Origin of the sequence: Burkholderia sp. HI4860 (assembly GCF_002223045.2) — a bacterium.
In the GTDB taxonomy this organism is placed as follows: domain Bacteria; phylum Pseudomonadota; class Gammaproteobacteria; order Burkholderiales; family Burkholderiaceae; genus Burkholderia.
This window is the reverse complement of the sequence record NZ_NKFO02000003.1, coordinates 2,103,886-2,126,954: the sequence shown is the minus strand read 5'-3', so window position 1 is coordinate 2,126,954 and position 23,069 is coordinate 2,103,886. Positions and strand designations below refer to the sequence as shown.

Below are 23,069 nucleotides of genomic sequence, written 5' to 3'. Positions count from 1 at the left end.
ACTCTGACCCAAGCGCGCGCCATGAATATCGTGATTTTGGCGGCAGGCACCGGCAAGCGCATGCGTTCCGCGCTGCCGAAAGTGCTTCACCCCCTGGCCGGCAGGCCGCTCCTCTCCCACGTCATCGACACCGCGCGCACACTGCAGCCGTCCCGACTCGTCGTCGTCGTCGGTCATGGCGCCGAGCAGGTCCAGGCCGCCGTCGCCGCGCCCGACGTCCAGTTCGCGGTGCAGGCCGAGCAGCTCGGCACCGGCCACGCGGTGCGCCAGGCGCTGCCGCTCCTCGATCCCGCGCAACCGACGCTCGTGCTGTACGGCGACGTGCCGCTCACGCGCGCGTCGACCTTGCAGCGCCTCGTCGACGCCGCGCGCGAAGGCCGCTACGGGATTCTGACGGTCACGCTCGACAATCCGACCGGCTACGGCCGCATCGTGCGCGACGCGGCCGGCTTCGTCACGCGCATCGTCGAACAGAAGGACGCGTCGCCCGAACAGCTGAAGATCGCCGAGATCAACACCGGCATCATCGTCACGCCCACGGCCCAGCTGTCGATGTGGCTCGGCGCGCTGAAGAACGAGAACGCGCAGGGCGAGTACTACCTGACGGACGTCGTCGAACTCGCGATCGAGGCCGGTTTCGAGGTCGTCACCGCGCAGCCCGACGAGGAATGGGAAACGCTCGGCGTGAACAGCAAGGCGCAACTCGCCGAGCTCGAACGCATCCACCAGCGCACCATCGCCGATGCGCTGCTCGTCGACGGCGTCACACTCGCCGATCCGGCGCGTATCGACGTGCGCGGCACGCTGCGCTGCGGCCGCGACGTGTCGATCGACGTGAACTGCTTGTTCGAAGGCAACGTGACGCTCGCGGACAACGTGACGATCGGCGCGAACTGCGTGATCCGCAATGCGTCGGTCGGCGCGGGCACGCGCATCGACGCGTTCACGCACATCGACGGCGCCGAGCTCGGCGCGCACACCGTGATCGGCCCGTACGCGCGGCTGCGCCCCGGCGCGCAACTCGCGGACGAAGCGCACGTCGGCAACTTCGTCGAGGTGAAGAACGCCGTGATCGGCCACGGCTCGAAGGCGAACCACCTCACGTACATCGGCGACGCCGACATCGGCGCGCGCGTGAACATCGGCGCGGGCACGATCACCTGCAACTACGACGGCGCGAACAAGTTCCGCACCGTGATCGAGGACGACGTGTTCGTCGGCTCCGATACGCAGCTCGTCGCACCCGTGCGCGTTGGCCGCGGCGTGACGATCGCCGCCGGCACGACGATCTGGAAGGACGTGGCCGACGGCCTGCTCGCGTTGAACGAGAAGACCCAGACCGCGAAGAGCGGCTACGTCCGCCCGGTCAAGAAGAAAAGTTAACATCACGCGGGTGCCGTACGGCGCCCGCTTCCCTATGGAAGGTAGATTTCATGTGCGGCATTGTCGGCGCAGTTGCGCAGCGTAATATCGTTCCGGTGCTGATCGAAGGTTTGCGGCGCCTCGAATACCGTGGCTACGATTCGTGCGGCGTCGCCGTGCTCGAGCCGGACGCACCGAAGCGCGCGCGCAGCGTCGCACGCGTCGCCGATCTCGACGCGCAGGTGCGCGAGTCAAACCTCGAAGGCACCACCGGCGTCGCGCACACCCGCTGGGCGACGCATGGCGCGCCCGTCACGCACAACGCGCACCCGATCTTCTCGTCGAACGCGCTCGCGCTCGTCCACAACGGCATCATCGAGAACTTCGAATCGCTGCGCGAAGCGCTGCGCGCGAAGGGCTACGAATTCGTGTCGCAGACCGACACCGAAGTCATCGCCCACCTCGTGCACAGCCTGTATCGCGGCAACCTGTTCGACGCGGTACGCGAAGCGGTGGGCCAGCTGCACGGCGCGTATGCGATCGCCGTGATCCACAAGGACCAGCCGCACACCGTCGTCGGCGCACGCCAGGGTTCGCCGCTCGTGGTCGGCCACGGCGACGGCGAGAACTTCCTCGCGTCCGACGCGCTCGCCCTCGCGGGCAGCACCGACCACTTCACGTTCCTCGAGGAAGGCGACGTGTGCGAGCTGTCGCTCGACGGCGTGAAGATCGTCGACCGCAACGGCGCCACCGCGCAGCGCGAGATCCGCGTGGTCAGCGCGTACGGCGGCGCGGTCGAACTCGGGCCGTATCGCCACTTCATGCAGAAGGAAATCTTCGAGCAGCCGCGCGCGATCAGCGATACCGTGCCGCAGGCGGACGCGTTCGACGCGACGCTGTTCGGCGACGCCGCGCCCGCCGCGTTCGCTGGCATCGACAGCCTGCTGATCCTCGCGTGCGGCACGAGCTACTACTCGGGCCTCACCGCGAAGTACTGGCTCGAATCGATTGCGAAGATTCCGACCCAGGTCGAGATCGCGAGCGAATACCGCTACCGCGAATCGGTGCCGAACCCGCGCCAGCTCGTGCTGGTGATCTCGCAATCGGGCGAGACGGCCGACACGCTCGCCGCGCTCAAGCACGCGCAGTCGCTCGGCCATACGCATACGCTTGCCGTCTGCAACGTCGCGACGAGCGCGATGGTGCGCCTCACCGAAATGCAGTTCCTGACGCACGCGGGCACCGAGATCGGCGTCGCGTCGACGAAGGCGTTCACGACGCAGCTCGTCGCGCTGTTCGTGCTGGCGGCCACGCTCGGCAAGCTGCGCGGGCACGTCGATGCCGCGCAGGAAGCGCAATTCCTGAAGGAGCTGCGCCACCTGCCGGCCGCGCTGAACAGCGTGCTCGCGCTGGAGCCGCAGATCATCGCGTGGTCGGAGGAATTCGCGCGCAAGGAAAACGCGCTGTTCCTCGGTCGCGGGCTGCACTATCCGATCGCGCTCGAAGGCGCGCTGAAGCTGAAGGAAATCTCGTACATCCACGCCGAGGCCTATCCGGCCGGCGAACTGAAGCACGGGCCGCTCGCGCTCGTCACGGAAGCGATGCCGGTCGTCACGGTCGCGCCGAACGACACGCTGCTCGAGAAGCTGAAGTCGAACATGCAGGAAGTGCGTGCGCGCGGCGGTGAGCTATACGTGTTCGCCGATGCCGACACGCAGATCGTCAACGACGACGGACTGCACGTGATCCGGATGCCGGAGCACTACGGGCAACTGTCGCCGATCCTGCACGTCGTGCCGCTGCAATTGCTCGCGTATCACACCGCGTGCGCGCGCGGCACCGACGTCGACAAGCCGCGGAACCTCGCGAAGTCGGTGACGGTGGAGTAAGGCAGGGCACCGGTCGGCGCACCAGCAACGTGTGCGCCGCCGAGACAGACGGAGAGACAATGGTAAGACTGATTGGATGCGGTGTGCTGGCGCTGACGTTCGCGTCGACGGGCCGGGCCGCCGAGCATTACGTCGAGGTCTGGAACCCGCCCGAAGCACGGAAGCCGGCAGCCCACGCGCCGGAAGTCCGTACCCCGGATGCCCGTACCGCGGCCACGCACACGGGCGCCGACGCACGCGCCGGCAAGAGCGCGGAGAAGCACGCGAACGCCACCCCGAAAGCCGCGGCGAAACCGCACAAGCGCCGCGTCGCGCAGGCCGTGAAAACCGATTCGCACCGTCCGCCCGCGGCCGCGACGCCGGCCGCTCCGCGCCCCGTTGCGCAGCCCGCACCGGGACGCCTGACGGTGATGCAGCCGGCTGCGCCCGATGCGCCGCGTGCACTGAATTACTCCAACATCCCGCGTCAATACACGCCGGACGGCAACGTGCTGCAGGTCGGCACGCACGGCCGCTCCGCGGAGGTAGCTCGATAATGGAAGCGCAAACCTATCACGGCTACCAGATCTGGGGGCACGCGATCCTGCAGCAGGACGAGATCCTGCAACCCGAGCGCTTCGCGGCGAGCGGCACGATCACGCAGAACAACAAGCTGGTCGAGGCATCCGGCGTGCTCGGCGTGTTCGACACCGAGGACGACGCGCGCGACGCGGGGCTCGAATGGGCTCGCGCCTGGATCGACAGCCATCGCTGAGCAAGCGCGGCGTGCGCCACCCGCACGCGGCTGTGGAGGCCGCGCACGGGCCGGCCGCGAACCGCACATGAAAAGAGGGGCGTCCGTGATGAACACCCCTTTTTTATTCGCACCCGGACAACTCAGGCCACCGGCCGTGGCGGCCGCATGGCCGCCTGCGGCCGGCCGACGAGCCGTGCCAGCCCGACGATGGTGGCCAGTGTCGCAAGGTACGCGACGATCTGGATGCCCGCCGGTCGCGCGGTATAGCCGATCAGCGTATGCAGCGCCTTGCCGACGATGCTGGTTTCCTTGAGCAGCCACGACGTATCCCAGATCACGTCGCCCCACGACGGCACGAGGCCCGCCGCTAGCAAGAAGCCGACGCACTGGCTCGCCATCCCCGCCGCGAGCAGCACGATCAGCCAGTTGGTGACGGAAAACAGGCGCTTCAGCGGAATCTGCAGCAGGCCCGCATACATCCCGTAGCCGAGCCCGGCGCCGCCCAGCACGCCGAGCAGCCCGCCGACGATCATCTGCGGCGTCTGCCCCGGATCGCCCGCCGCGATGCCGTACAGGAACAGCACGGCCTCGGAGCCTTCGCGCAGCACGGCAACGCCGACCACGATCGCCAGCCCCGTCAGCGGCTTGCTGCCAGCCGCGACGGCACGCCCGACCTCGGTCATCTGCATCGCCATCTCGCGGCCGTGCCGGCTCATCCAGATGCTGTGCCACGCGAGCATCAGCGTCGCGACGAACATCACGCCCGCGTTGAACACCTCCTGCCCCATGCCGGACGCCCACTGCGAAATCACGTCGGCGAACGCGGCGATCAGGCCCGCGCCGATCACGCCGCCCACCAGCCCGCCGCCGACCCACCAGCCGCGCCGCGGCACGCCCTTGGTGGCGGCCATCACGATCGACACCACCAGCGCGGCCTCGAGCACTTCACGAAAGACGATCAGGGCAGTAGACAACATGGCGATATCGGCTTATTTGACGGTCAGGTGCGTCTTCGACTGCGCTTCGTGATACTCGTCGTGGAATTCGTACGTGCCGGCCTTCAGCGGTCCGACCATGATTTCCACCGACTTGCCGGCCGGGATGACCTTCTCCGCCTTGAAGTCGTCGCTCTCGAATTCTGCGGGCGTCGCGTCGAGGTTCTTCACGACGAACTTCACCTTCTTGCCGGCCGGGATCGTCACGCCATCGGGCGAAAACTTGTGGTCCTTCAGGGTCAGGTTGACGACATCGTCGGCCGCGAATGCGGACGTGGCCGATGCGCCCAGCAGGGCCAGCGCGAAGCCGAAAGCAAAACGGTTCATGACGGTAACGAATTGAAATATCGAAGGGAACCGATACTAAGATCGATTCGCATTTTCAACTCGCGTACCCTTACTTGCAACATGGTGATCACGCTTCACGGATCGTCGTCGCGCGTTGCCCGGCAAGGCATCCGCCCCGTGACGGCCAGCACGCTTCGCCGTCAATCAGGATAAATTCGGAATGACGTCAAGGGCGCGCTCGCGATTCATCAGACTTCATGTTTACAACCGTCTGACGTTGCAGCGAGGCCGCGACACGGATTTCCGGCAACACGCGCACGCTTGACCTTCCCACCGTGGCAAGCTTCATGCTGTCGATGCTTGTCAATCGTCAACTCAGGAGAACACGATGGAATTCGAAGTCCAGGACATGACCTGCGGCGGCTGCGCCAACGCCATCACGCGCGCGGTGACGGCCGCCGATCCCGCCGCGAAGCTCGACATCGACGTCGCGGCGAAGCTCGTCAAGGTCGAATCGGCGCAAAGCGCCGAGCGCGTGCAGTCGATCATCGAAGCCGCCGGCTTCCACCCCGCGCTGCGCGTCGCATAACGCCCGCGCGCCGCGACCCGCGGGCACACCGCCAACCGGCGCTGCGCCCGCGCCCGATTGCGCGTCAGCGCAGCCGGATCAGCGTCGACTTCAGCTCGGTGTATTTCTCGAGCGCATGCAGCGACTTGTCGCGGCCGTTGCCCGACTGCTTGTAGCCGCCGAACGGGAAGTTCATGTCGCCGCCCTCGTCGTAGCAGTTCACCCAGACGGTGCCCGCACGCAGCCGGCGCGACACGTCGTGCGCGGTCGTCAGGTTCGACGTCCACACGGCCGCCGCCAGCCCGTATTCGGTGTCGTTCGCGATCCGCACCGCTTCGTCGACATCGTCGAACACGATCACCGACAGCACAGGCCCGAAGATCTCCTCGCGCGCGATCTTCGCATCCGGCTTCACCTCGAACACCGTCGGCTCCACGTAGAAGCCGCCCGTTTCCTCCTTCACGCGCGCACCGCCCGTGACGAGCCTGCCTTCGCTGCGCCCGGCCTCGATATAGCCGAGCACGCGCTCGAGCTGGATGCCGTCGACGATCGCGCCCATCGACACCGAGGGATCGAGCGGATTGCCGGGCACGTACGCGCGTGCGGCCACGACGAGCTTCTCGATGAACGCGTCCTTGATGTCGCGATGCACGAGCAGGCGCGAGCCCGCCGTGCACATCTCGCCCATGTTGTAGAAGATCGCACCGGCAGCCGCCTGTGCCGCGCGGTCGAGATCGGGACAATCGGGCAGCACGATGTTCGGCGACTTGCCGCCGAGTTCGAGCCACGCGCGCTTCAGGTTCGACTGCGCGGCGTACTGCATGATCAGCTTGCCGACCGCCGTCGAGCCCGTGAACGCGATGCAGTCGACGTCGCGATGCAGCGCGAGCAGCTTGCCCGGCTCGCCCGCGCCCGGCACGACGTTGAACACGCCGGCGGGAATGCCGGCCTCATACGCGAGTTGCGCGACGCGGATCGCGGTCAGCGGCGATTTCTCCGACGGCTTCAGCACCACGCTGTTGCCGGCCGCGAGCGCCGGGCCGAATTTCCACGCGGCCATCAGGATCGGGAAGTTCCACGGCACGACGGCGGCCACCACGCCGACCGGCTCGCGCGTGACGAGACCGACGAGATGATGATCGGCCGGCGCGACTTCGCCGCCCACCTTGTCGATCGCTTCCGCAAACCATTCGACGCAGTACGCGGCGCCCGGCACGTCGACCGTCGTCGTGTCGCCGATCGGCTTGCCGGCGTCGAGCGTTTCGAGCAGCGACAGCTCGTCGAGATGCTCGCGCATCAGCGCAGCCCAGCGCAGCAGCACGGCCTTGCGTGCACGCGGGTTCAGCCCGGCCCACACGCCCGCGTCGAACGCGCGGCGCGCGGCGGCCACAGCCGCGTTCACGTCGGCTTCGCCGCAATCGGCGACCTTCGCGAGCACGCGGCCGTCGATCGGGCTCACGCAGTCGAACGTCTTGCCGCCGTGCGCGTCGCGCGACGCGCCGTCGATGAATGCGCGCCCTTCGATCTTGAGCGACGCCGCCTTGTCCTGCCAGTCAGCCAAAGTCAACTTGTTCATCAGGATGCCTCAGTTTTTTGGCATTCGCGATGCGGCACGCCGCTGCGCATGACGCGCAGCCGGCCGGCAGCGAATGCAGTGACGCGCGGGGGGAGCTCAGAAGGTCGCCGGCGAATTGGCCGAGACGACCTCGCAGATCAGGTCCGCGCTGGGATTGCGAAAACGGTGCGGCAAACGGCTTTCGAAGTAGTAGCCGTCTCCGGGGTCGAGCAGCCACGTCGCACCGTCGACGGTCAGCTCGAGCCGGCCCGACACGACGACCCCGCCCTCGTGCCCCGCGTGCACCAGCATCTCGGGCCCCGTGTCGGCCTGCGGCTGGTAGATCTCGCGCAGGATGCACATGTTGCGATCCTTCATGCTCGCGCCGACCAGATGAAACGCGAGCGTGTCGTTGCCGAGGTTGGGCATCTCGTCGCGACGCGACACGACCGAGCGCGATTCGATCAGCTCGAACGTGAAGAACTCCGCGAGACTCATCGGGATGCATTCGAGCAGCTTCTTCAACGAACCGACCGACGGGCTCACGCGGCCCTGTTCGATCAGCGAGATCGTGCCGTTGGTCACGCCGGCCCGCTTCGCGAGTTCGCGCTGCGACAGGCCATGCTTGTTGCGCACGAAACGCAGGCGCTCGGCGACTTCGGTGGACATCGATTCGGTTTCGGACACGATAAGTGCGATGACAAAGTGAAACGACGCGGTGGACAGCCGTTGAATATTCTAATCACTTTATGCCGCGCATCAGCGGGGAAAACCCTGAAAGGCGTTCGAAATAATGAACACCGCGCCGATTATTCCTTTTACGAATCTTTTGTTCGCACTGCTCGGGAAAGCCCTGATGCAACACCGTTAAAAAACATTTGACGCCGTTTTTGGCTCGTATATGCTGGCTCTCAGGTTAGCGTCATCAAGCATTCATCGGCAGCAAAAAACGTTATTGCAACGCAAAAATTGATGCCCATCAATGTAAATAACGCGTAACCGGCGCCTTGATTATTTTAAACGCCCAGCGCGTCGAAACGGTCAGGTGTTCAATACTTTCAACAACCCAGTCGAGTGTAATCGTGAGAGTCCGTGGCCCTCTGGTGAGGTGGGATCGAGGCGATGTGCGAAGTTTGCGCAGCGCGGCGTCCGCTTCCGACGACGGCAGTTGCGGCTGGCATAGTCCTCGCCTGCTTCACCTGTCGATCTACACCATCCTGTCCCGTCGTTCCGTTCGGCGTCACAACGCCGTTTCCGCACGCGCATTCGTCGCCGTCGACACCGACGAAGTGGCGTCGCTGTTGCCGTAGCGCCTCTCCTTTCTTTACGTCGTTCGTTTCGTCTGCTGATTCGCCAACCGCATCGTCCGTGCGGTGACGGAACGCGTTCGCGCATGCGTTGCCGCGTCGCGTGTCGCAATGAAACGAACGACGGCCTGATCGTCGCGCGCAGCGCGGATCGCCACGCCATCCCGTTGCGCCCATTCACCAGCGGCCTTGCCTCTTGCGCAAGGCTGCGGGGCCGTTGCACGCCGTCGTTTCGCCACATCCGGCAAGCAAGACGCAACGACCTTCCGGATAACTGATTGACGTCATGGATAGAAGGAAACCTCTCGTCGGCATCACCGCCGACCACACGCAAATCGGCGCACACGCGTCGCATACGGTCGGCGACAAATACGTCGCCGCGATCGTCGATGGCGCGCAAGCGTTCGCGATGGTGCTGCCCGCGCTCGGCGAGCGCCAGTCGGTCGACGACGTACTCGACACGGTCGACGGCCTGCTGTTTACCGGCAGTTACTCGAACGTCGAGCCGCATCGGTATGGCGGCGAACCGAGCGCGCCGGGCACGAAGCACGACCCGGCCCGCGACGCGACCACGCTGCCGCTGCTGCGCGCGGCGATTGCCGCGGGCGTGCCCGTGCTGGCCGTCTGCCGCGGCTTCCAGGAGCTGAACGTCGTCTGCGGCGGCACGCTGCACCAGCGCGTGCACGAAGTGCCGGGCCTCGCCGATCACCGCGAGGACGACGACGCGCCGATGGACACGCAGTACGGCCCCGCGCACGTCGTGCGCCTGACGCCCGGCGGCACGCTGCACGCCCTCGCCGGCGGCCGCGACGAAGTGCACGTGAACTCGCTGCACAAGCAGGGCATCGCCCAGCTCGGCTCCGGTCTCGCCGTCGAAGCCGTCGCGCCGGACGGGCTGATCGAAGCCGTGAGCGTCGTCGATGCACCGGCTTTCGCCCTCGCCGTGCAGTGGCATCCGGAATGGCGCCATGCGCAGGACCCGCTGTCGAGCGCGATCTTCCGCGCCTTCGGCGATGCCTGCCGCGCCCGCCGCGCTGCTCGCACGCGCGCCACGGCCGCCGCGCTCGCCTGAGCGCCGACCCAACCAACGAGAACAGACATGCAAGACATCGAAGATTTTCTGAAGCAGCACCGGATTACCGAAGTCGAAGCGATCATCCCCGACATGGCCGGCATCGCGCGCGGCAAAATCACGCCGCGCAACAAGTTCACGTCCGGCGAATCGATGCGCCTGCCGCAAGCCGTGATGGTGCAGACGGTCACCGGCGAATATCCGGAAGACGGCTCGCTGACCGGCGTGACCGACCCCGACATGGTGTGCGTGCCCGACACGTCGACGATCCGACTGATTCCGTGGGCCGTCGACCCGACCGCGCAGGTGATCCACGACTGCGTGCACTTCGACGGCTCGCCGGTCGAGATCTCGCCGCGCTACGTGCTGCGCCGCGTGCTCGACCTATACAAGGCGAAGGGCTGGAAGCCCGTCGTCGCGCCGGAACTCGAGTTCTACCTGGTCGACATGAACAAGGACCCCGACCTGCCGCTGCGCCCGCCGGTCGGCCGCACGGGTCGCCCCGAAACGGGCCGCCAGTCGTATTCGATCGAGGCCGTCAACGAGTTCGACCCGCTGTTCGAGGACATCTACGAGTACTGCGAAGCACAGAACCTCGATATCGACACGCTGATCCACGAAGTCGGCGCCGCGCAGATGGAGATCAACTTCATGCACGGCGACGCGCTGTCGCTGGCCGACCAGGTGTTCCTGTTCAAGCGCACGGTGCGCGAGGCCGCGCTGCGTCACAACATGTACGCGACGTTCATGGCCAAGCCGATGGAAGACGAGCCCGGTTCGGCGATGCACGTGCACCAGAGCATCGTCGACGAGGAAACCGGCCAGAACCTGTTCACGTCGCCGGAAACCGGCGGCGCGACGTCGATGTTCTACAACTACCTCGCGGGGCTGCAGAAATACACGCCGGCGCTGATGCCGATCTTCGCGCCGTACATCAACTCGTATCGCCGCCTGTCGCGCTTCATGGCCGCGCCGATCAACGTGCAGTGGGGCTACGACAACCGCACGGTCGGTTTCCGCATCCCGCACTCGGGCCCGTCGGCACGCCGTATCGAGAACCGCATCCCGGGCGTCGACTGCAACCCGTACCTCGCGCTCGCCGCGACGCTCGCGGCCGGCTATCTCGGCATGACGCAGCGCCTGGAGCCGACCGAGCCGCTCGTCAGCGACGGCTACGAGCTGCCGTACCAGCTGCCGCGCAACCTCGAGGAAGGGCTGACGCTGATGGCCGCCTGCGAGCCGCTCGGCGAGATCCTCGGCCACAAGTTCCTGAAGGCGTATTTCGCGCTGAAGGAAACCGAATACGAAGCGTTCTTCCGCGTGATCAGCTCGTGGGAACGCCGCCATCTGCTGCTGCACGTCTGAGCGTGCACCCGACCGAATACGGAATCACGGAGGAAACATGACGTATCGCAACGAATCAGCCTGGGTCCAGCCGGCCGCACCGAGCGCCACGGCCGCCGCACCGCGCGCGACGCAGGCGCGCACGACCGCCGAATACCGCGCGCTCGACGCCGCGCACCACATCCACCCGTTCTCCGACATGGGCGCGCTGAACCGCGCCGGCAGCCGCGTGATCGTGAAGGCCGACGGCGTCTACCTGTGGGACTCGGACGGCAACAAGGTGATCGACGGGATGGCCGGCCTCTGGTGCGTGAACGTCGGCTACGGCCGCAAGGAACTCGCCGACGCCGCGTATCGCCAGATCCAGGAACTGCCGTTCTACAACACGTTCTTCAAGACCACGCACCCGCCGGTGATCGAGCTTTCCGCGATGCTCGCGGAAGTCACGCCGAAGGGCTTCAACCACTTCTTCTATTGCAACAGCGGCTCGGAAGGCAACGACACCGTGCTGCGCCTCGTGCACCAGTACTGGCGCGTGCAGGGCCAGCCGCAGAAGAAGTATGTGATCTCGCGCAAGAACGGCTATCACGGCTCGACGATCGCCGGCGGCACGCTCGGCGGGATGGGCTACATGCACGAGCAGATGCCGTCGAAGGTCGAGAACATCGTGCACATCGACCAGCCGTATTTCTTCGGCGAAGCGGCGGCCGGCGAAACGCCGGAAGCGTTCGGCCTGGCGCGCGCGCAGCAGCTCGAAGCGAAGATCCTCGAACTCGGCGCGGAGAACGTCGCCGCGTTCATCGGCGAGCCGTTCCAGGGCGCGGGCGGCGTGATCTTCCCGCCGTCGACGTACTGGCCGGAAATCCAGCGGATCTGCCGCAAGTACGACATCCTGCTGGTGGCCGACGAAGTGATCGGCGGCTTCGGCCGCACCGGCGAATGGTTCGCGCACCAGCACTTCGGTTTCGAACCCGATCTCATCACGATGGCCAAGGGCCTCACGTCGGGCTACGTGCCGATGGGGGCGGTCGGCATTCACGAACGCGTGGCACGGCCGATCATCGACAACGGCGAATTCAACCACGGCCTCACGTACTCGGGCCACCCGGTCGCGGCGGCCGTCGCGGTCGCGAACCTGAAGCTGCTGCGCGACGAAGGGATCGTCGAGCGCGTGAAGAACGACACGGGCCCGTACTTCCAGGCGCTGATGCGCGAAACCTTCGCGCGTCACCCGATCGTCGGCGAAGTGCATGGCCACGGCCTCGTCGCGAGCCTGCAGCTCGCCGAAGCGCCGGCCGAACGCCGCCGCTTCGCGAACGGCGGCGACGTCGGCACGATCTGCCGCGACTTCTGCTTCAACGGCAACCTGATCATGCGCGCGACCGGCGACCGGATGCTGCTGTCGCCGCCGCTCGTGATCTCGCGTCCGGAAATCGATGAACTCGTATCGAAGGCGAAAAAAGCAGTCGATGCAACCGCCCAGCAACTGGGTATTTCGTAACGGTTTTTGCCTACAGGCGTGCGGCGGGCGCCGCACGCCGCCATAACCAGGGGAATTCCACCATGCGTGCCTGCTTTCTTCGCCAAGCCTGTTCCGTTGCCGCCCTTGCCGCCGCGGCCGCGTTCACGTCGGTCGCCAGCCCGACGGCACACGCGGCCGACGAGCTGAACGTCTACAACTGGTCCGACTACATCGCACCCGACACGATCCCGAACTTCCAGAAGCAGACGGGTATCCACGTCAAGTACGACAACTACGACAGCGACGACACGCTTCAGGCGAAGCTGCTGGCCGGCAGCTCGGGCTACGACATCGTCGTGCCGACGTCGAACTACATGGCCAAGCAGATCCAGGCCGGCGTGTACCAGAAGCTCGACAAGTCGAAGCTGCCGAACCTCGCGAACCTCGATCCGCTGCTGATGAAGATGATCTCGGACGCCGATCCGGGCAACCAGTACGGTGTGCCCTGGGCCTACGGCACGGACGGCATCGGCTACAACGTGCAGGCGGTGAAGAAGGCACTCGGCGACAAGGCGCCGGTCGACAGCTGGGCGCTGGTGTTCGACCCGGCCAACATGGAAAAGCTGAAGGGCTGCGGCGTGTCGTTCCTCGACCAGGCCGTCGACGTGTTCGCCGCCACGCTGCAATACATGGGCAAGGATCCGAACAGCAAGAACCCGGGCGACTACCAGGCAGCCTTCGAAGTCCTGAAGAAAGTCCGCCCGTACATCACCCAGTTCAACTCGTCCGGCTACATCAACGACCTCGCGAACAACGACGTGTGCGTCGCGCTCGGCTGGTCGGGCGACGTCGGCATCGCGCACCGCCGCTCGTCGGAAGCGAAGCGTTCGTACGACATCAAGTTCTCGAACCCGAAGGAAGGCGGCCTGCTGTGGTTCGACGTGATGGTGATCCCGAAGGATGCGCCGCACCCCGAGGCCGCACTGAAGTGGATCAACTACGTGTCCGATCCGAAGGTCAACGCGGCGATCACCAACACGGTGTTCTACCCGACCGCGAACAAGGCTGCGCACCAGTTCGTCACGCCGGCCGTCGCGCAGGACCCGACCGTCTACCCGCCTGAAGACGTGCTGAAGAAGATGGTGCTGATGAAGCCGATGCCGGCCGACATCCTGCGCCTCGAGAACCGTCTGTGGGCCCAATTGAAGACCGGCCACTGATCGACCTGAATGCCGGCGGCGCAGGCGGCGCTTCTCGCCTGCCCGCCTGAGATCCGCGGACCTTCGTCCGCCTGCGCGCGCCGCGCGCACTGTTCCATCCGGCACGAGCCGTCGCCCGTGAGTCGCGTCATGCACCTCGCGCGGGGACCCTCACGCCTGCAATCCGTGAAGAACGAATGGTGAATCCCATGCAATCGATACCCTCTTCCGCTGCTGCACGACAGACCCAACCGGCCCCCGCGGCCCGTACGCAAAACGACGCCTTCGTGCGCATCGAAAACGTCGTGAAGAAATTCGGCGATAGCACCGCTGTCGACAACGTGAACCTGACGATCGCGAAGAACGAGCTGTTCGCGCTGCTCGGCAGCTCGGGCTGCGGCAAGTCGACGTTGCTGCGCATGCTCGCCGGGCTCGAGACGGCCACCTCGGGCAAGATCTTCGTCGACGGCGAGGACCTCGCTTCGCTGCCGCCGTACCGCCGCCCGGTGAACATGATGTTCCAGTCGTACGCGCTGTTCCCGCACATGACGGTCGAATCGAACGTCGCGTTCGGCCTCAAGCAGGAAGGCACGCCGAAGAACGAGATCAAGGAGCGCGTGGCCGACGCGCTCGCGCTCGTGCAGATGAGCAAGTACGCGCAGCGCAAGCCGCACCAGCTCTCCGGCGGCCAGCAGCAGCGCGTCGCGCTCGCGCGCTCGCTGGTCAAGCGCCCGAAGCTGCTCTTGCTCGACGAGCCGATGTCCGCGCTCGACAAGAAGATCCGCCAGAAGACCCAGCTCGAACTCGTGAACATCATCGAGAAGGTCGACGTGACCTGCGTGATGGTCACGCACGACCAGGAAGAGGCGATGACGATGGCCAGCCGCCTCGCGGTGATGAGCGAAGGCAAGATCGTGCAGATCGGCGCGCCGGGCGAAGTGTACGAATTTCCGAACAGCCGCTTCTCGGCCGAATTCATCGGCTCGACCAACCTGTTCGAGGGCCGCGTCGTGGAGGATGAACCCGACCACATCTTCGTCGAGAGCGACGACCTCGAAGCCCGCATGTACGTGAGCCACGGCATCACGGGCCCGCTCGGGATGCCGGTCGGCATCTCGGTGCGCCCGGAACGCATTCACGTGTCGCGCGAGAAACCGGGCTCGAAACACAACTGGGCGCGCGGCGTCGTGACCGACATCGCGTACATGGGCAGCTACTCGCTGTACCACGTGCGCCTGCCGAGCGGCAAGACGGTCGTGTCGAACCTGTCGAGCTCGCACCTGATGAACGACAACGCACCGGCGTGGAACGACGACGTGTTCGTGTCGTGGTCGCCGGCCAGCGGCGTCGTGCTGACGCAGTGAGGACGCCACGATGAGAACCTCCGCCTCCAATCCGTCCGCGCCGGTGCCGACCGGCGCCGCGAGCGCCGGCGCCGGCCGTGCCCGCCCGGGCCGCCTTGCCGCGCTGTCGCGCTTCCTGCCGTCGGGCCGCAGCGTCGCGATCGGCGTGCCGTTCGTGTGGCTGGCCGTGTTCTTCGCGCTGCCGTTCGTGCTGGTGCTGAAGATCAGCTTCGCCGACCAGGTGATGGGCATCCCGCCGTACACGTCGCTCGTCGAGATCAAGGACGGCGTCGTGCACTTCGCGCTGCAGCTGTCGCACTACGCGTTCCTGCTGCAGGACGACCTGTACATCGCGACCTACCTCAGCTCGCTGAAGATGGCTGCCGTCTCGACGGTGCTGTGTTTGCTGATCGGCTATCCGATGGCGTACTACATCGCGCGCTCGGAACCGAACCGCCGCAACGTGCTGATGATGGCCGTGATGCTGCCGTTCTGGACGTCGTTCCTGATCCGCGTGTACGCATGGATCGGCATCCTGAAGGATGACGGCCTGCTGAACCACACGCTGATCGCGCTGGGCATCATCCACACGCCGCTGCGCCTCTATCACAGCGACGCGGGCGTCTACATCGGCATGGTCTATTCGTACCTGCCGTTCATGGTGATGCCGCTGTACGCGCACCTCGTGAAGATGGACCTCACGCTGCTCGAAGCCGCGTACGACCTCGGCGCCAAGCCGTGGGTCGCGTTCACGCGGATCACGCTGCCGCTGTCGAAGAACGGGATCATCGCCGGCAGCCTGCTGGTGTTCATCCCGGCGGTGGGCGAGTACGTGATCCCGGAGCTGCTCGGCGGCGCCGACACGCTGATGATCGGCCGCGTGATGTGGGATGAATTCTTCAACAACATGGACTGGCCGATGGCGTCCGCCGTGACGGTCGCGATGGTGATGCTGCTGCTGGTGCCGATGGCGCTGTTCCAGTACTACCAGGTCAAGGAACTGGAGGACGCGAAATGATCAAGCCGAGCAAACCGCTGTCGACGGGCGTCCTCGCCTTCGGCTTCCTGTTCCTGTACATCCCGATCATCAGCCTGGTCGTGTACTCGTTCAACGAGTCGAAGCTGGTGACGGTGTGGTCGGGCTTCTCGCTGAAGTGGTACTCGGCGCTACTGGACGACGACGAGCTGCTGACCGCCGCGTGGCTGTCGCTGAAGATCGGCCTCTTGACGGCCACCGCGTCGGTCGTGATCGGCACGTGGGCGGGCTTCGTGCTCGCGCGCTTCGGCCGCTTCAAGGGCTTCACGCTGTATACGGGGATGATCAATGCGCCGCTGGTGATTCCGGAAGTGATCCAGGGCATCTCGCTGCTGTTGCTGTTCGTTGCGCTGGAGCAGATGTTCGGCTGGCCGAAGGGGCGCGGGATGGTGACGATCTGGATCGGTCACGTGATGCTGTGCGTGTCGTACGTGGCGATCATCGTGCAGTCGCGCGTGAAGGAGATGAACAAGTCGCTTGAGGAGGCTGCACTCGATCTGGGCGCGACGCCGCTGAAGGTGTTCTTCGTGGTGACGCTGCCGCTGATCTCGCAGGCGCTGCTGTCGGGGTGGCTGCTGTCGTTCACGCTGTCGATCGACGACCTGGTGCTGTCGGCGTTCCTGTCCGGGCCGGGCTCGACGACGCTGCCGCTGGTGGTGTTCTCGCGCGTGCGGCTGGGGCTGAACCCGGAGATGAACGCGCTGGCGACGCTGTTCATCACGGCGGTGACGATCGGCGTGATCGTCGTGAACCGGATGATGATCGCGCGCGAACGACGCCGCATCGCCGACATGAAGGCGGCGTTCGCGGTGGCGTGACGCCCCGCTTCCCGCTTCAAAGATAACAAGCACTGCAGACAAGCAACCCGCGCTGCCCCAGGGGGGGCGCGCGATTCGATTCCGATTTGACAGGCGCACGACAAGGAGAATCCGCAATGAAGAAGAAACTGATCTGCCTGCTGGTGGCCGGCGCGTTACCGGGCATCGCGCTGGCCGACTCGACATCCGCCGAGATCAAGGCGCTGCAGGCGCAGGTCGCGGCGCTGCAGAAACAGATGAAGGCGATGCAGGCGCAACTGTCGGCGAAGGGCGGCCCCGCGGCCGCCCAGGCCGGCACGAAGGCAGGGGTGGGCGCCGCGCCGGCCGCCGTGGCCGTCGACCCGGGCTCGCCGGACTACGGCAAGGCGCAGGCGACGCTGACCAACGACGAGGTCGGCGAAATGAAGCAGCAGATCGCGAACCAGCAGCTGAAGGTCGACTCGCTGACGGACGCGGCCAACACGGGCCCGCTCGCAGGCCTGTCGGTCACCGGCTACATCGACCCGACCTACATCTACAACCGCGCGGCCGGCACGTCGTCGTTCCTGTTCGCGAACCACGAGAGCGCGTACAACTACTTCAACAGCACGTTCGGCGATCTCTACCTCGACATCAAGAAGACGTTCGGCGTCGGCCCGATGGCGCCGTCGGCGGAAATCACGCTGATGCCGAACCGCGGCAACGGCATCACGCTGCTGCAGAACTCGCGCGGCAACATCGGCAACAACATCCTGAACACGGCGGTCGTCAACGTGCCGATCTCCGCGACGACGACGCTCGTCGCCGGTTTGATCCCCAGCTTCGGCGGCTACGAGGTCCAGCAGTCGAACCAGATGCTCACGCTCACGCACAACCTGCTGTACGATTTCTCCGATCCGGGCAGCTACATCGGTGCCGGCGCGAACTACACGAAGGGCAACTGGGCGTGGAAGTTCTTCCTCGGCAACGAGCAGTACCGCACCTACGGTTCGGTCACGACGACGGGCACCAACGCGCTCGGCGATCCGATCACCACCAGCAACAAGGTGCCGACCTTCACCGCGCGGGCGGACTACACGTGGTCGAGCGCGCTCGACATCGGCGGGTCGTTCAACATCGGCCGCCAGACGCTCTCGAGCGCGATCGATTCGAACGGCGTCGTCCATTACGGCCCGGGCGGGGCGGCACCGAGCGGCTACGGTTCGTTCTTCTTCGGCGAACTCGACGCGACCTACACGCTCGCCGACATTCAGTACAACGCGGAAGTCGACTACGGCCGTCAGCAGCATGCGGCGTTCAACGGCGGCCTCGCGCAGTGGTACGGGCTGTCGCTGCTCGCGCACCGCAAGTTCAACGCGCCGGTGGTCGGCCGCATGGGCGTGACGCTGCGCTACGACCTGCTCGCCAACTCGAAGAATGGCGGCGGCGGTGGCGGCATCGCACTGAACGGTAACGGGATGGACCCGAGCAACGGCTTCGGCGTCGACGCGGACTGCCTCGCGCAGTCGAAGGCCGGCGGCGGCCTGGGCTTCGAGTGCAAGGGCGCGGTGCGCCAGGACGTGGCGCTCGACCTGCTGTTCTATCCGACCCAGCAGATCACCGTGAAGGTCGAATACCGCCACGACTGGGCGAACAACAAGGTGTTCCTGCGCAACGACGGGTCGTACGGCAAGTCCAACGACCTGCTCGCGACGCAGTTCATCTATTCGTTCTGACGCAGCCCGCGCGGGACGCCGTGCCGCACGCACGGCGTCCCGCGCCGTTTTTACCGGCCGGATGACGGTGCGCGATGCACCGCCGCCGGCTGCAACGAGGGAGCCCGATTCATGACGCAGTCTTTCACCCGCCGCGCCGATGCGCTCGCGCGCGACTCGTACTACGAAGCGACGGCCGTGCGCCCCGCCGTGGACGACCCCGTGCTCGACGGGACGATCGACGTCGACGTCTGTGTGATCGGCGCCGGCTTCGCGGGCCTGTCGACGGCGCTCGACTGCCGCGCGCGCGGGCTGTCCGTCGCGGTGATCGATGCGCACCGGCCCGGCTGGGGTGCATCGGGCCGCAACGGCGGCCAGGCGATCACCGGCTTCGCGAAGGACGAGGAGATCGAGCGGCAGCTCGGCGCCGACGGCGCGCGCGCCGCGTGGTCGCTGTCGCTCGACGGTGTCGCGCTGATCGCCGAGCGGATCGCGCGCTACGGGATCGACTGCGACTTCACGCGCGGCTACCTGACGGTCGCGACGAAACCGCGCCGCATCGACGACCTGCACGGGTGGATGGACGCCGCAACGCAGCGCTGGGGTCACCCGTCGCTGTCGTGGCTCGACACCGGCGAGATCCGCGCGCGCATCGCATCGACGCGCTATCTCGCGGGCGTCTACGATCCGCTGTCGGGCCACCTGCATCCGCTCAAGTACTGCCTCGGCCTGGCCGATGCCGCGCGCCGCGAAGGCGCCGCGCTGTACGCGCATACGCCCGCGCTCGACGTCGTGCGCGGCGAGCGGCCCATCGTGCGCACGCCGTCGGGCGACGTGCGCTGCCGCTTCGTCGTGTCGTGCTGCAACGCGGGCCCCGGCGGTGTGCTGCCGGCCGCGACGGCCGCCCGCATCGCACCGATCGCGTCGACCATCATCGCGACCGAGCCGCTCGGCCACGCGCGCGCCGACGCGCTGATCGCGCAGCGCGAAGCCGTGTGCGACAACAACTTCTTCCTCGACTATTTCCGGCTGTCGGCCGACCACCGGATGCTGTTCGGCGGCCGCGCGAATTCGGCCGGCGCGTCGCCCGCCACGCTCGCCGAGACGATCCGGCGCCGCATGGTCGGCGTGTTCCCGCAACTCGGCGACGTGCGCGTCGACCATGCGTGGGGCGGCTTCGTCGACGTCACGCGCAACCGCGCGCCGGATTTCGGCGCGCTCGATCCGAACTTCTTCTACGTCCAGGGCTTCAGCGGCCACGGCGTCGCGCTCACCGGCATCGCCGGTCGCGCGGTCGCCGGCGCGATCGCGGGCGACACGCGTGCGTTCGACCTGTTCGCGCGCATGCGTCACCGGCGCTTCCCCGGCGGCGACGCGTGGCGGCAACCCGCACTCGAACTCGGGATGCTGTATCACCGCGTGCGCGAGCTATTCTGAGCCAAACTCCTCCGTTATCCTGACCATGCAGACATTCGCCAACCAGCCGCACGTCGCGTCCTACTACGCGGCGACCGCCAACGATACGACCCGCCACGCGCCGCTCGCCGGCACGATCGATGCCGACGTGTGCGTGATCGGCGCGGGCCTCACGGGCCTGTCCGCCGCGCTCAACCTCGCCGAGCGCGGCCATTCGGTGACCGTGCTCGAAGCGTCGCGGGTCGGATGGGCGGCGAGCGGCCGCAACGGCGGCCAGCTGATCGGCGGGTTCGCGTGCGACATCGACACGTTCGGGCAGTTCATGCCGGAAGGCGACGTGAAGCGCATCTGGGACATGGGGCTCGAAACACTGTCGCTCGTGAAGTCGCGCATCGCGCAGCACGACATCGACTGCGCGCTAGTGCCCGGCTACCTGACCGCCGCGAACACCGAGCGCGACGCCGACGGCCTGAAGCGCTGGCGCGACGAAGCCGCGAAGCGCTTCGGCTACGACCGCTTCCATTTCGTCGAAGCCGACGAACTCGGCGACTACGTGCAGTCCGAGCGCTATTGCGGCGGCCTGTACGACCCGGACAGCGGCCACCTCCATCCGCTGAACTACACGCTCGGCCTCGCCCGCGCGGCGACCGACGCGGGCGTGCGCATCCACGAGGACAGCTGCGTGACCCGCGTGCGCGACGTCGCCGGCGGCCATTTCGTCGAGACGAGCGGCGGCAACGTGCGCGCGCGCTTCGTCGTGCTCGCGTGCAACACCTTCGTCGGCACGCTCGCGCCCGCGCTGTCGAAGAAGATCATGCCGGTCGGCACCTACGTGATCGCGACCGAGCCGCTCGGCGACGCGCGCGCCGCCGCGCTGATGCCTGCGCGCGCGGCGATCTGCGACAGCCGCTTCGTGCTCGACTATTTCCGGCCGGCGCCCGACACGCGGCTCGTGTGGGGCGGCAAGGTCAGCTATTCGACGCGGGAGCCGCGCGATCTCGCGGCGGCGATGCGCGCGGACATGCTGAAGACGTTCCCGCAGTTGGCGGACGTGAAGGTCGACTACGCATGGGGCGGCTTCGTCGACATCACGATGAACCGCGCGCCGCACTTCGGCCGCATCGCGCCGACGATGTATTTCGCGCAGGGATTCTCGGGGCACGGCGTGAACACGACCGCGCTCGCGGGCAAGCTGATCGCCGAGGCGATCAACGGACAGGCGAGCCGCTTCGACCTGTTCGACAAGATCCGCCATCGCGACTTCCCCGGCGGCGAAGCCTTGCGCACGCCGGCGCTGGTGCTCGCGATGAGCTGGTACCGGCTGCTCGACGCGTTTGGCGTGCATTGAGCGGGTCACATCAACGACAAACGGCCGCGCCGACACGCAGCCGTTCCGTTGCCGCCGTGCGCTGACGCGCCCGCTAATCCGCCACCTTCTGCCGCATCGTCACGAACTCCTCGGCCGCGGTCGGGTGAATGCCGATCGTGTCGTCGAACTGCGCCTTGGTCGCACCCGCGCGAATCGCGATCGCGATGCCCTGGATGATCTCGCCCGCATCGCGGCCGACCATGTGCGCGCCGACCACGCGCTGGCTGTCGCGCGCGACGACCAGCTTCATCAGCGTGCGCTCGTCGCGGCCCGACAGCGTGTGGCGCAGCGCCTTGAACGACGTGCGGTAGATATCGACGTCGCCGTCGTACAGGTCGCGCGCGGTCGACTCGGTCAACCCGACCGTCGCGACCTCGGGCTGGCTGAACACCGCCGACGGCACCCATTCGTGATCGGCCGCGACGCGCGACCCGCCGAACAGCGTGCGGGCGAGCAACCCGCCGTCGCGCGTCGCGACCGGCGTGAGCTGCGGCCGCGACGTGACGTCGCCGATCGCATGGATCGACGGCACCGACGTCGCCGAGTACGCATCGACGGCGATCGCGCCACGCGCGTCGAGCATCACGCCCGCCTGCTCGAGCCCGAGGCCGTCGACGTTCGGCACGCGGCCGGTCGCATACAGCACCTGGTCGTACGGCCCGTGCCGCGCAGCGCCGACGCGCACGCTCAACGTGCCGTCGTCCGCGCGCTCGATCGACTCGATCACCGAGCGTGCATGGATCGTGACGCCCTCTTTCGTCATCTCGTCGGTCAGGAACTGGCGCACGTCGTCGTCGAAGCCGCGCAGGATTTTCTCGCCGCGATAGAACAGGTCGACGTGGCTGCCGAAGCCGTTGAAGATGCCCGCGAACTCGACCGCGATATAGCCGCCGCCGACCACCGCGATGCGTTTTGGCAGCGCGGCAAGCGACAGCGCCTCGCGCGACGTGATCGCATGCTCGATGCCGGGCCGCGCCGGCATCGCCGGGCGCGAGCCGGTCGCGATCGCGATGTGGCGCGCGCGGATCGTGCGCTCGCCGATCGCGACCGTATGCGCATCGACGAGCGTCGCGCGCCCCGCGTGCATCTCGACGCCCGATTGCCGCAGCAGGTTGATGTAGATGTCGCTGAGCCGGTTGATCTCGCGATCCTTCGCGGCGATCAGCGCGGGCCAGTCGAGCGTGCCGGGGCCGAAGGTCCAGCCGAAGCCCTTCGCGTCCTCGACTTCATGCGGGTAGTGCGATGCATAGACGAGCAGCTTCTTCGGAATGCAGCCGCGCAGCACGCAGGTGCCGCCGATCTGCTCTTCTTCCGCTATGCCGACTCGCGCGCCGTACGACGCGGACATGCGTGCGAGCCGCACGCCGCCCGAGCCGGCGCCGATGACGAACAGGTCGTAGTCGAAATCCATCGCATTCCCTCATCGCAGTTCGGATGACGGCACGATAGCAAGATTCCGGGATGCTTGCGGCGCACGGTGCAGCCCGGCGCGCCCCATAAAAAACGGCGAGAGACGTTGCCTCTCGCCGGTCAAACCAGCTGCCGGGTGTGTCATGCGTCACCGATCGACCGCATGCCCGACCTGCCGGCTGCGCAGCACCGGTCCGACGGGCGCGCGAAGGGCGCGCCCACGGCCG

At 66.8% G+C, this 23,069-nt stretch carries 21 protein-coding genes; 16 read left to right on the top strand and 5 right to left on the bottom strand.

Translation table 11 applies throughout. The annotated features are described in order from the left end of the window. The first annotated feature begins 21 nt into the window (after positions 1–21). From glmU to CFB34_RS25130, 4 genes are read left to right on the top strand one after another with little or no spacing between them, the layout of a single operon-like run. On the top strand, positions 22–1,383 hold the full coding sequence (gene glmU, locus CFB34_RS25145; protein ID WP_089441183.1) for a bifunctional UDP-N-acetylglucosamine diphosphorylase/glucosamine-1-phosphate N-acetyltransferase GlmU: 1,362 nt from the start codon (positions 22–24) through the stop codon (positions 1,381–1,383). 50 nt (positions 1,384–1,433) lie between these two features. Beyond that, positions 1,434–3,251, top strand: a complete 1,818-nt coding sequence (glmS, locus tag CFB34_RS25140; protein WP_089441184.1) for a glutamine--fructose-6-phosphate transaminase (isomerizing) — start codon at positions 1,434–1,436, stop codon at positions 3,249–3,251. A gap of 59 nt (positions 3,252–3,310) precedes the next feature. Beyond that, on the top strand, positions 3,311–3,787 hold the full coding sequence (locus CFB34_RS25135; RefSeq protein WP_089441185.1) for a hypothetical protein: 477 nt from the start codon (positions 3,311–3,313) through the stop codon (positions 3,785–3,787). Beyond that, on the top strand, positions 3,787–4,005 hold the full coding sequence (locus tag CFB34_RS25130; RefSeq protein ID WP_011353435.1) for a hypothetical protein: 219 nt from the start codon (positions 3,787–3,789) through the stop codon (positions 4,003–4,005). Before CFB34_RS25135 ends, CFB34_RS25130 begins: the two co-directional genes overlap by 1 nt. A gap of 122 nt (positions 4,006–4,127) precedes the next feature. Here the strand turns inward: CFB34_RS25130 and CFB34_RS25125 are convergent, their stop codons facing one another. Then, positions 4,128–4,964 (bottom strand): FTR1 family protein, encoded by an 837-nt coding sequence (locus CFB34_RS25125; RefSeq protein WP_089441186.1) that lies wholly within the window; start codon positions 4,962–4,964, stop codon positions 4,128–4,130. Between the two features lie 12 nt (positions 4,965–4,976). Beyond that, positions 4,977–5,309 carry a cupredoxin domain-containing protein gene (locus CFB34_RS25120; RefSeq protein ID WP_089441187.1) on the bottom strand — a complete coding sequence of 111 codons (333 nt, stop codon included), beginning with the start codon at positions 5,307–5,309 and terminating at the stop codon, positions 4,977–4,979. A 349-nt stretch (positions 5,310–5,658) separates the two neighbouring features. On the opposite strand from CFB34_RS25120, the gene CFB34_RS25115 reads away from it, so the two are divergent. Continuing rightward, positions 5,659–5,859, top strand: coding sequence for a heavy-metal-associated domain-containing protein (locus CFB34_RS25115; RefSeq protein ID WP_089441188.1), 201 nt, complete (start codon positions 5,659–5,661; stop codon positions 5,857–5,859). Between the two features lie 64 nt (positions 5,860–5,923). Here the strand turns inward: CFB34_RS25115 and CFB34_RS25110 are convergent, their stop codons facing one another. Together CFB34_RS25110 and CFB34_RS25105 are read right to left on the bottom strand one after the other, a co-directional pair. Then, positions 5,924–7,414, bottom strand: coding sequence for an aldehyde dehydrogenase (locus CFB34_RS25110; protein ID WP_089441189.1), 1,491 nt, complete (start codon positions 7,412–7,414; stop codon positions 5,924–5,926). Between the two features lie 96 nt (positions 7,415–7,510). Then, positions 7,511–8,062, bottom strand: coding sequence for a cupin domain-containing protein (locus CFB34_RS25105; RefSeq protein ID WP_089441340.1), 552 nt, complete (start codon positions 8,060–8,062; stop codon positions 7,511–7,513). A gap of 455 nt (positions 8,063–8,517) precedes the next feature. On the opposite strand from CFB34_RS25105, the gene CFB34_RS25100 reads away from it, so the two are divergent. From CFB34_RS25100 to CFB34_RS25050, 11 genes are all read left to right on the top strand, one after another. Beyond that, positions 8,518–8,703, top strand: a complete 186-nt coding sequence (locus CFB34_RS25100) for a hypothetical protein (RefSeq protein WP_043184603.1) — start codon at positions 8,518–8,520, stop codon at positions 8,701–8,703. Positions 8,704–8,986: 283 nt separating this feature from the next. Continuing rightward, entirely contained in the window at positions 8,987–9,772 is a 786-nt protein-coding gene (locus CFB34_RS25095) for a gamma-glutamyl-gamma-aminobutyrate hydrolase family protein (protein WP_089441190.1), read from the top strand. Between the two features lie 27 nt (positions 9,773–9,799). Further along, a complete protein-coding gene (locus tag CFB34_RS25090; protein WP_089441191.1) occupies positions 9,800–11,137 on the top strand; it encodes a glutamine synthetase family protein in 1,338 nt (445 codons plus the stop codon). Positions 11,138–11,174: 37 nt separating this feature from the next. Continuing rightward, positions 11,175–12,617 (top strand): aspartate aminotransferase family protein, encoded by a 1,443-nt coding sequence (locus CFB34_RS25085; RefSeq protein ID WP_089441192.1) that lies wholly within the window; start codon positions 11,175–11,177, stop codon positions 12,615–12,617. A gap of 62 nt (positions 12,618–12,679) precedes the next feature. Then, positions 12,680–13,798: a polyamine ABC transporter substrate-binding protein gene (locus tag CFB34_RS25080; RefSeq protein ID WP_089441193.1), complete on the top strand. Its 1,119-nt coding sequence runs from the start codon at positions 12,680–12,682 to the stop codon at positions 13,796–13,798. 188 nt (positions 13,799–13,986) lie between these two features. Continuing rightward, positions 13,987–15,141, top strand: a complete 1,155-nt coding sequence (gene potA / locus CFB34_RS25075) for a polyamine ABC transporter ATP-binding protein (RefSeq protein WP_089441194.1) — start codon at positions 13,987–13,989, stop codon at positions 15,139–15,141. Between the two features lie 10 nt (positions 15,142–15,151). Further along, positions 15,152–16,138 carry an ABC transporter permease subunit gene (locus CFB34_RS25070; protein ID WP_089441195.1) on the top strand — a complete coding sequence of 329 codons (987 nt, stop codon included), beginning with the start codon at positions 15,152–15,154 and terminating at the stop codon, positions 16,136–16,138. Next, entirely contained in the window at positions 16,135–16,974 is an 840-nt protein-coding gene (locus tag CFB34_RS25065; protein WP_011353448.1) for an ABC transporter permease subunit, read from the top strand. Before CFB34_RS25070 ends, CFB34_RS25065 begins: the two co-directional genes overlap by 4 nt. 116 nt (positions 16,975–17,090) lie before the next feature. Further along, positions 17,091–18,668 (top strand): DUF3138 family protein, encoded by a 1,578-nt coding sequence (locus CFB34_RS25060; RefSeq protein WP_089441196.1) that lies wholly within the window; start codon positions 17,091–17,093, stop codon positions 18,666–18,668. A 111-nt stretch (positions 18,669–18,779) separates the two neighbouring features. Beyond that, the gene (locus tag CFB34_RS25055; RefSeq protein ID WP_089441197.1) at positions 18,780–20,084 is read left to right on the top strand and encodes an FAD-binding oxidoreductase; all 1,305 of its coding nucleotides are present in this window, start codon (positions 18,780–18,782) and stop codon (positions 20,082–20,084) included. A 25-nt stretch (positions 20,085–20,109) separates the two neighbouring features. Further along, positions 20,110–21,411 (top strand): FAD-binding oxidoreductase, encoded by a 1,302-nt coding sequence (locus CFB34_RS25050; RefSeq protein ID WP_089441198.1) that lies wholly within the window; start codon positions 20,110–20,112, stop codon positions 21,409–21,411. A gap of 73 nt (positions 21,412–21,484) precedes the next feature. Here the strand turns inward: CFB34_RS25050 and gor are convergent, their stop codons facing one another. Further along, positions 21,485–22,843, bottom strand: coding sequence for a glutathione-disulfide reductase (gene gor, locus CFB34_RS25045; RefSeq protein WP_089441199.1), 1,359 nt, complete (start codon positions 22,841–22,843; stop codon positions 21,485–21,487). Positions 22,844–23,069: the final 226 nt, after the last annotated feature.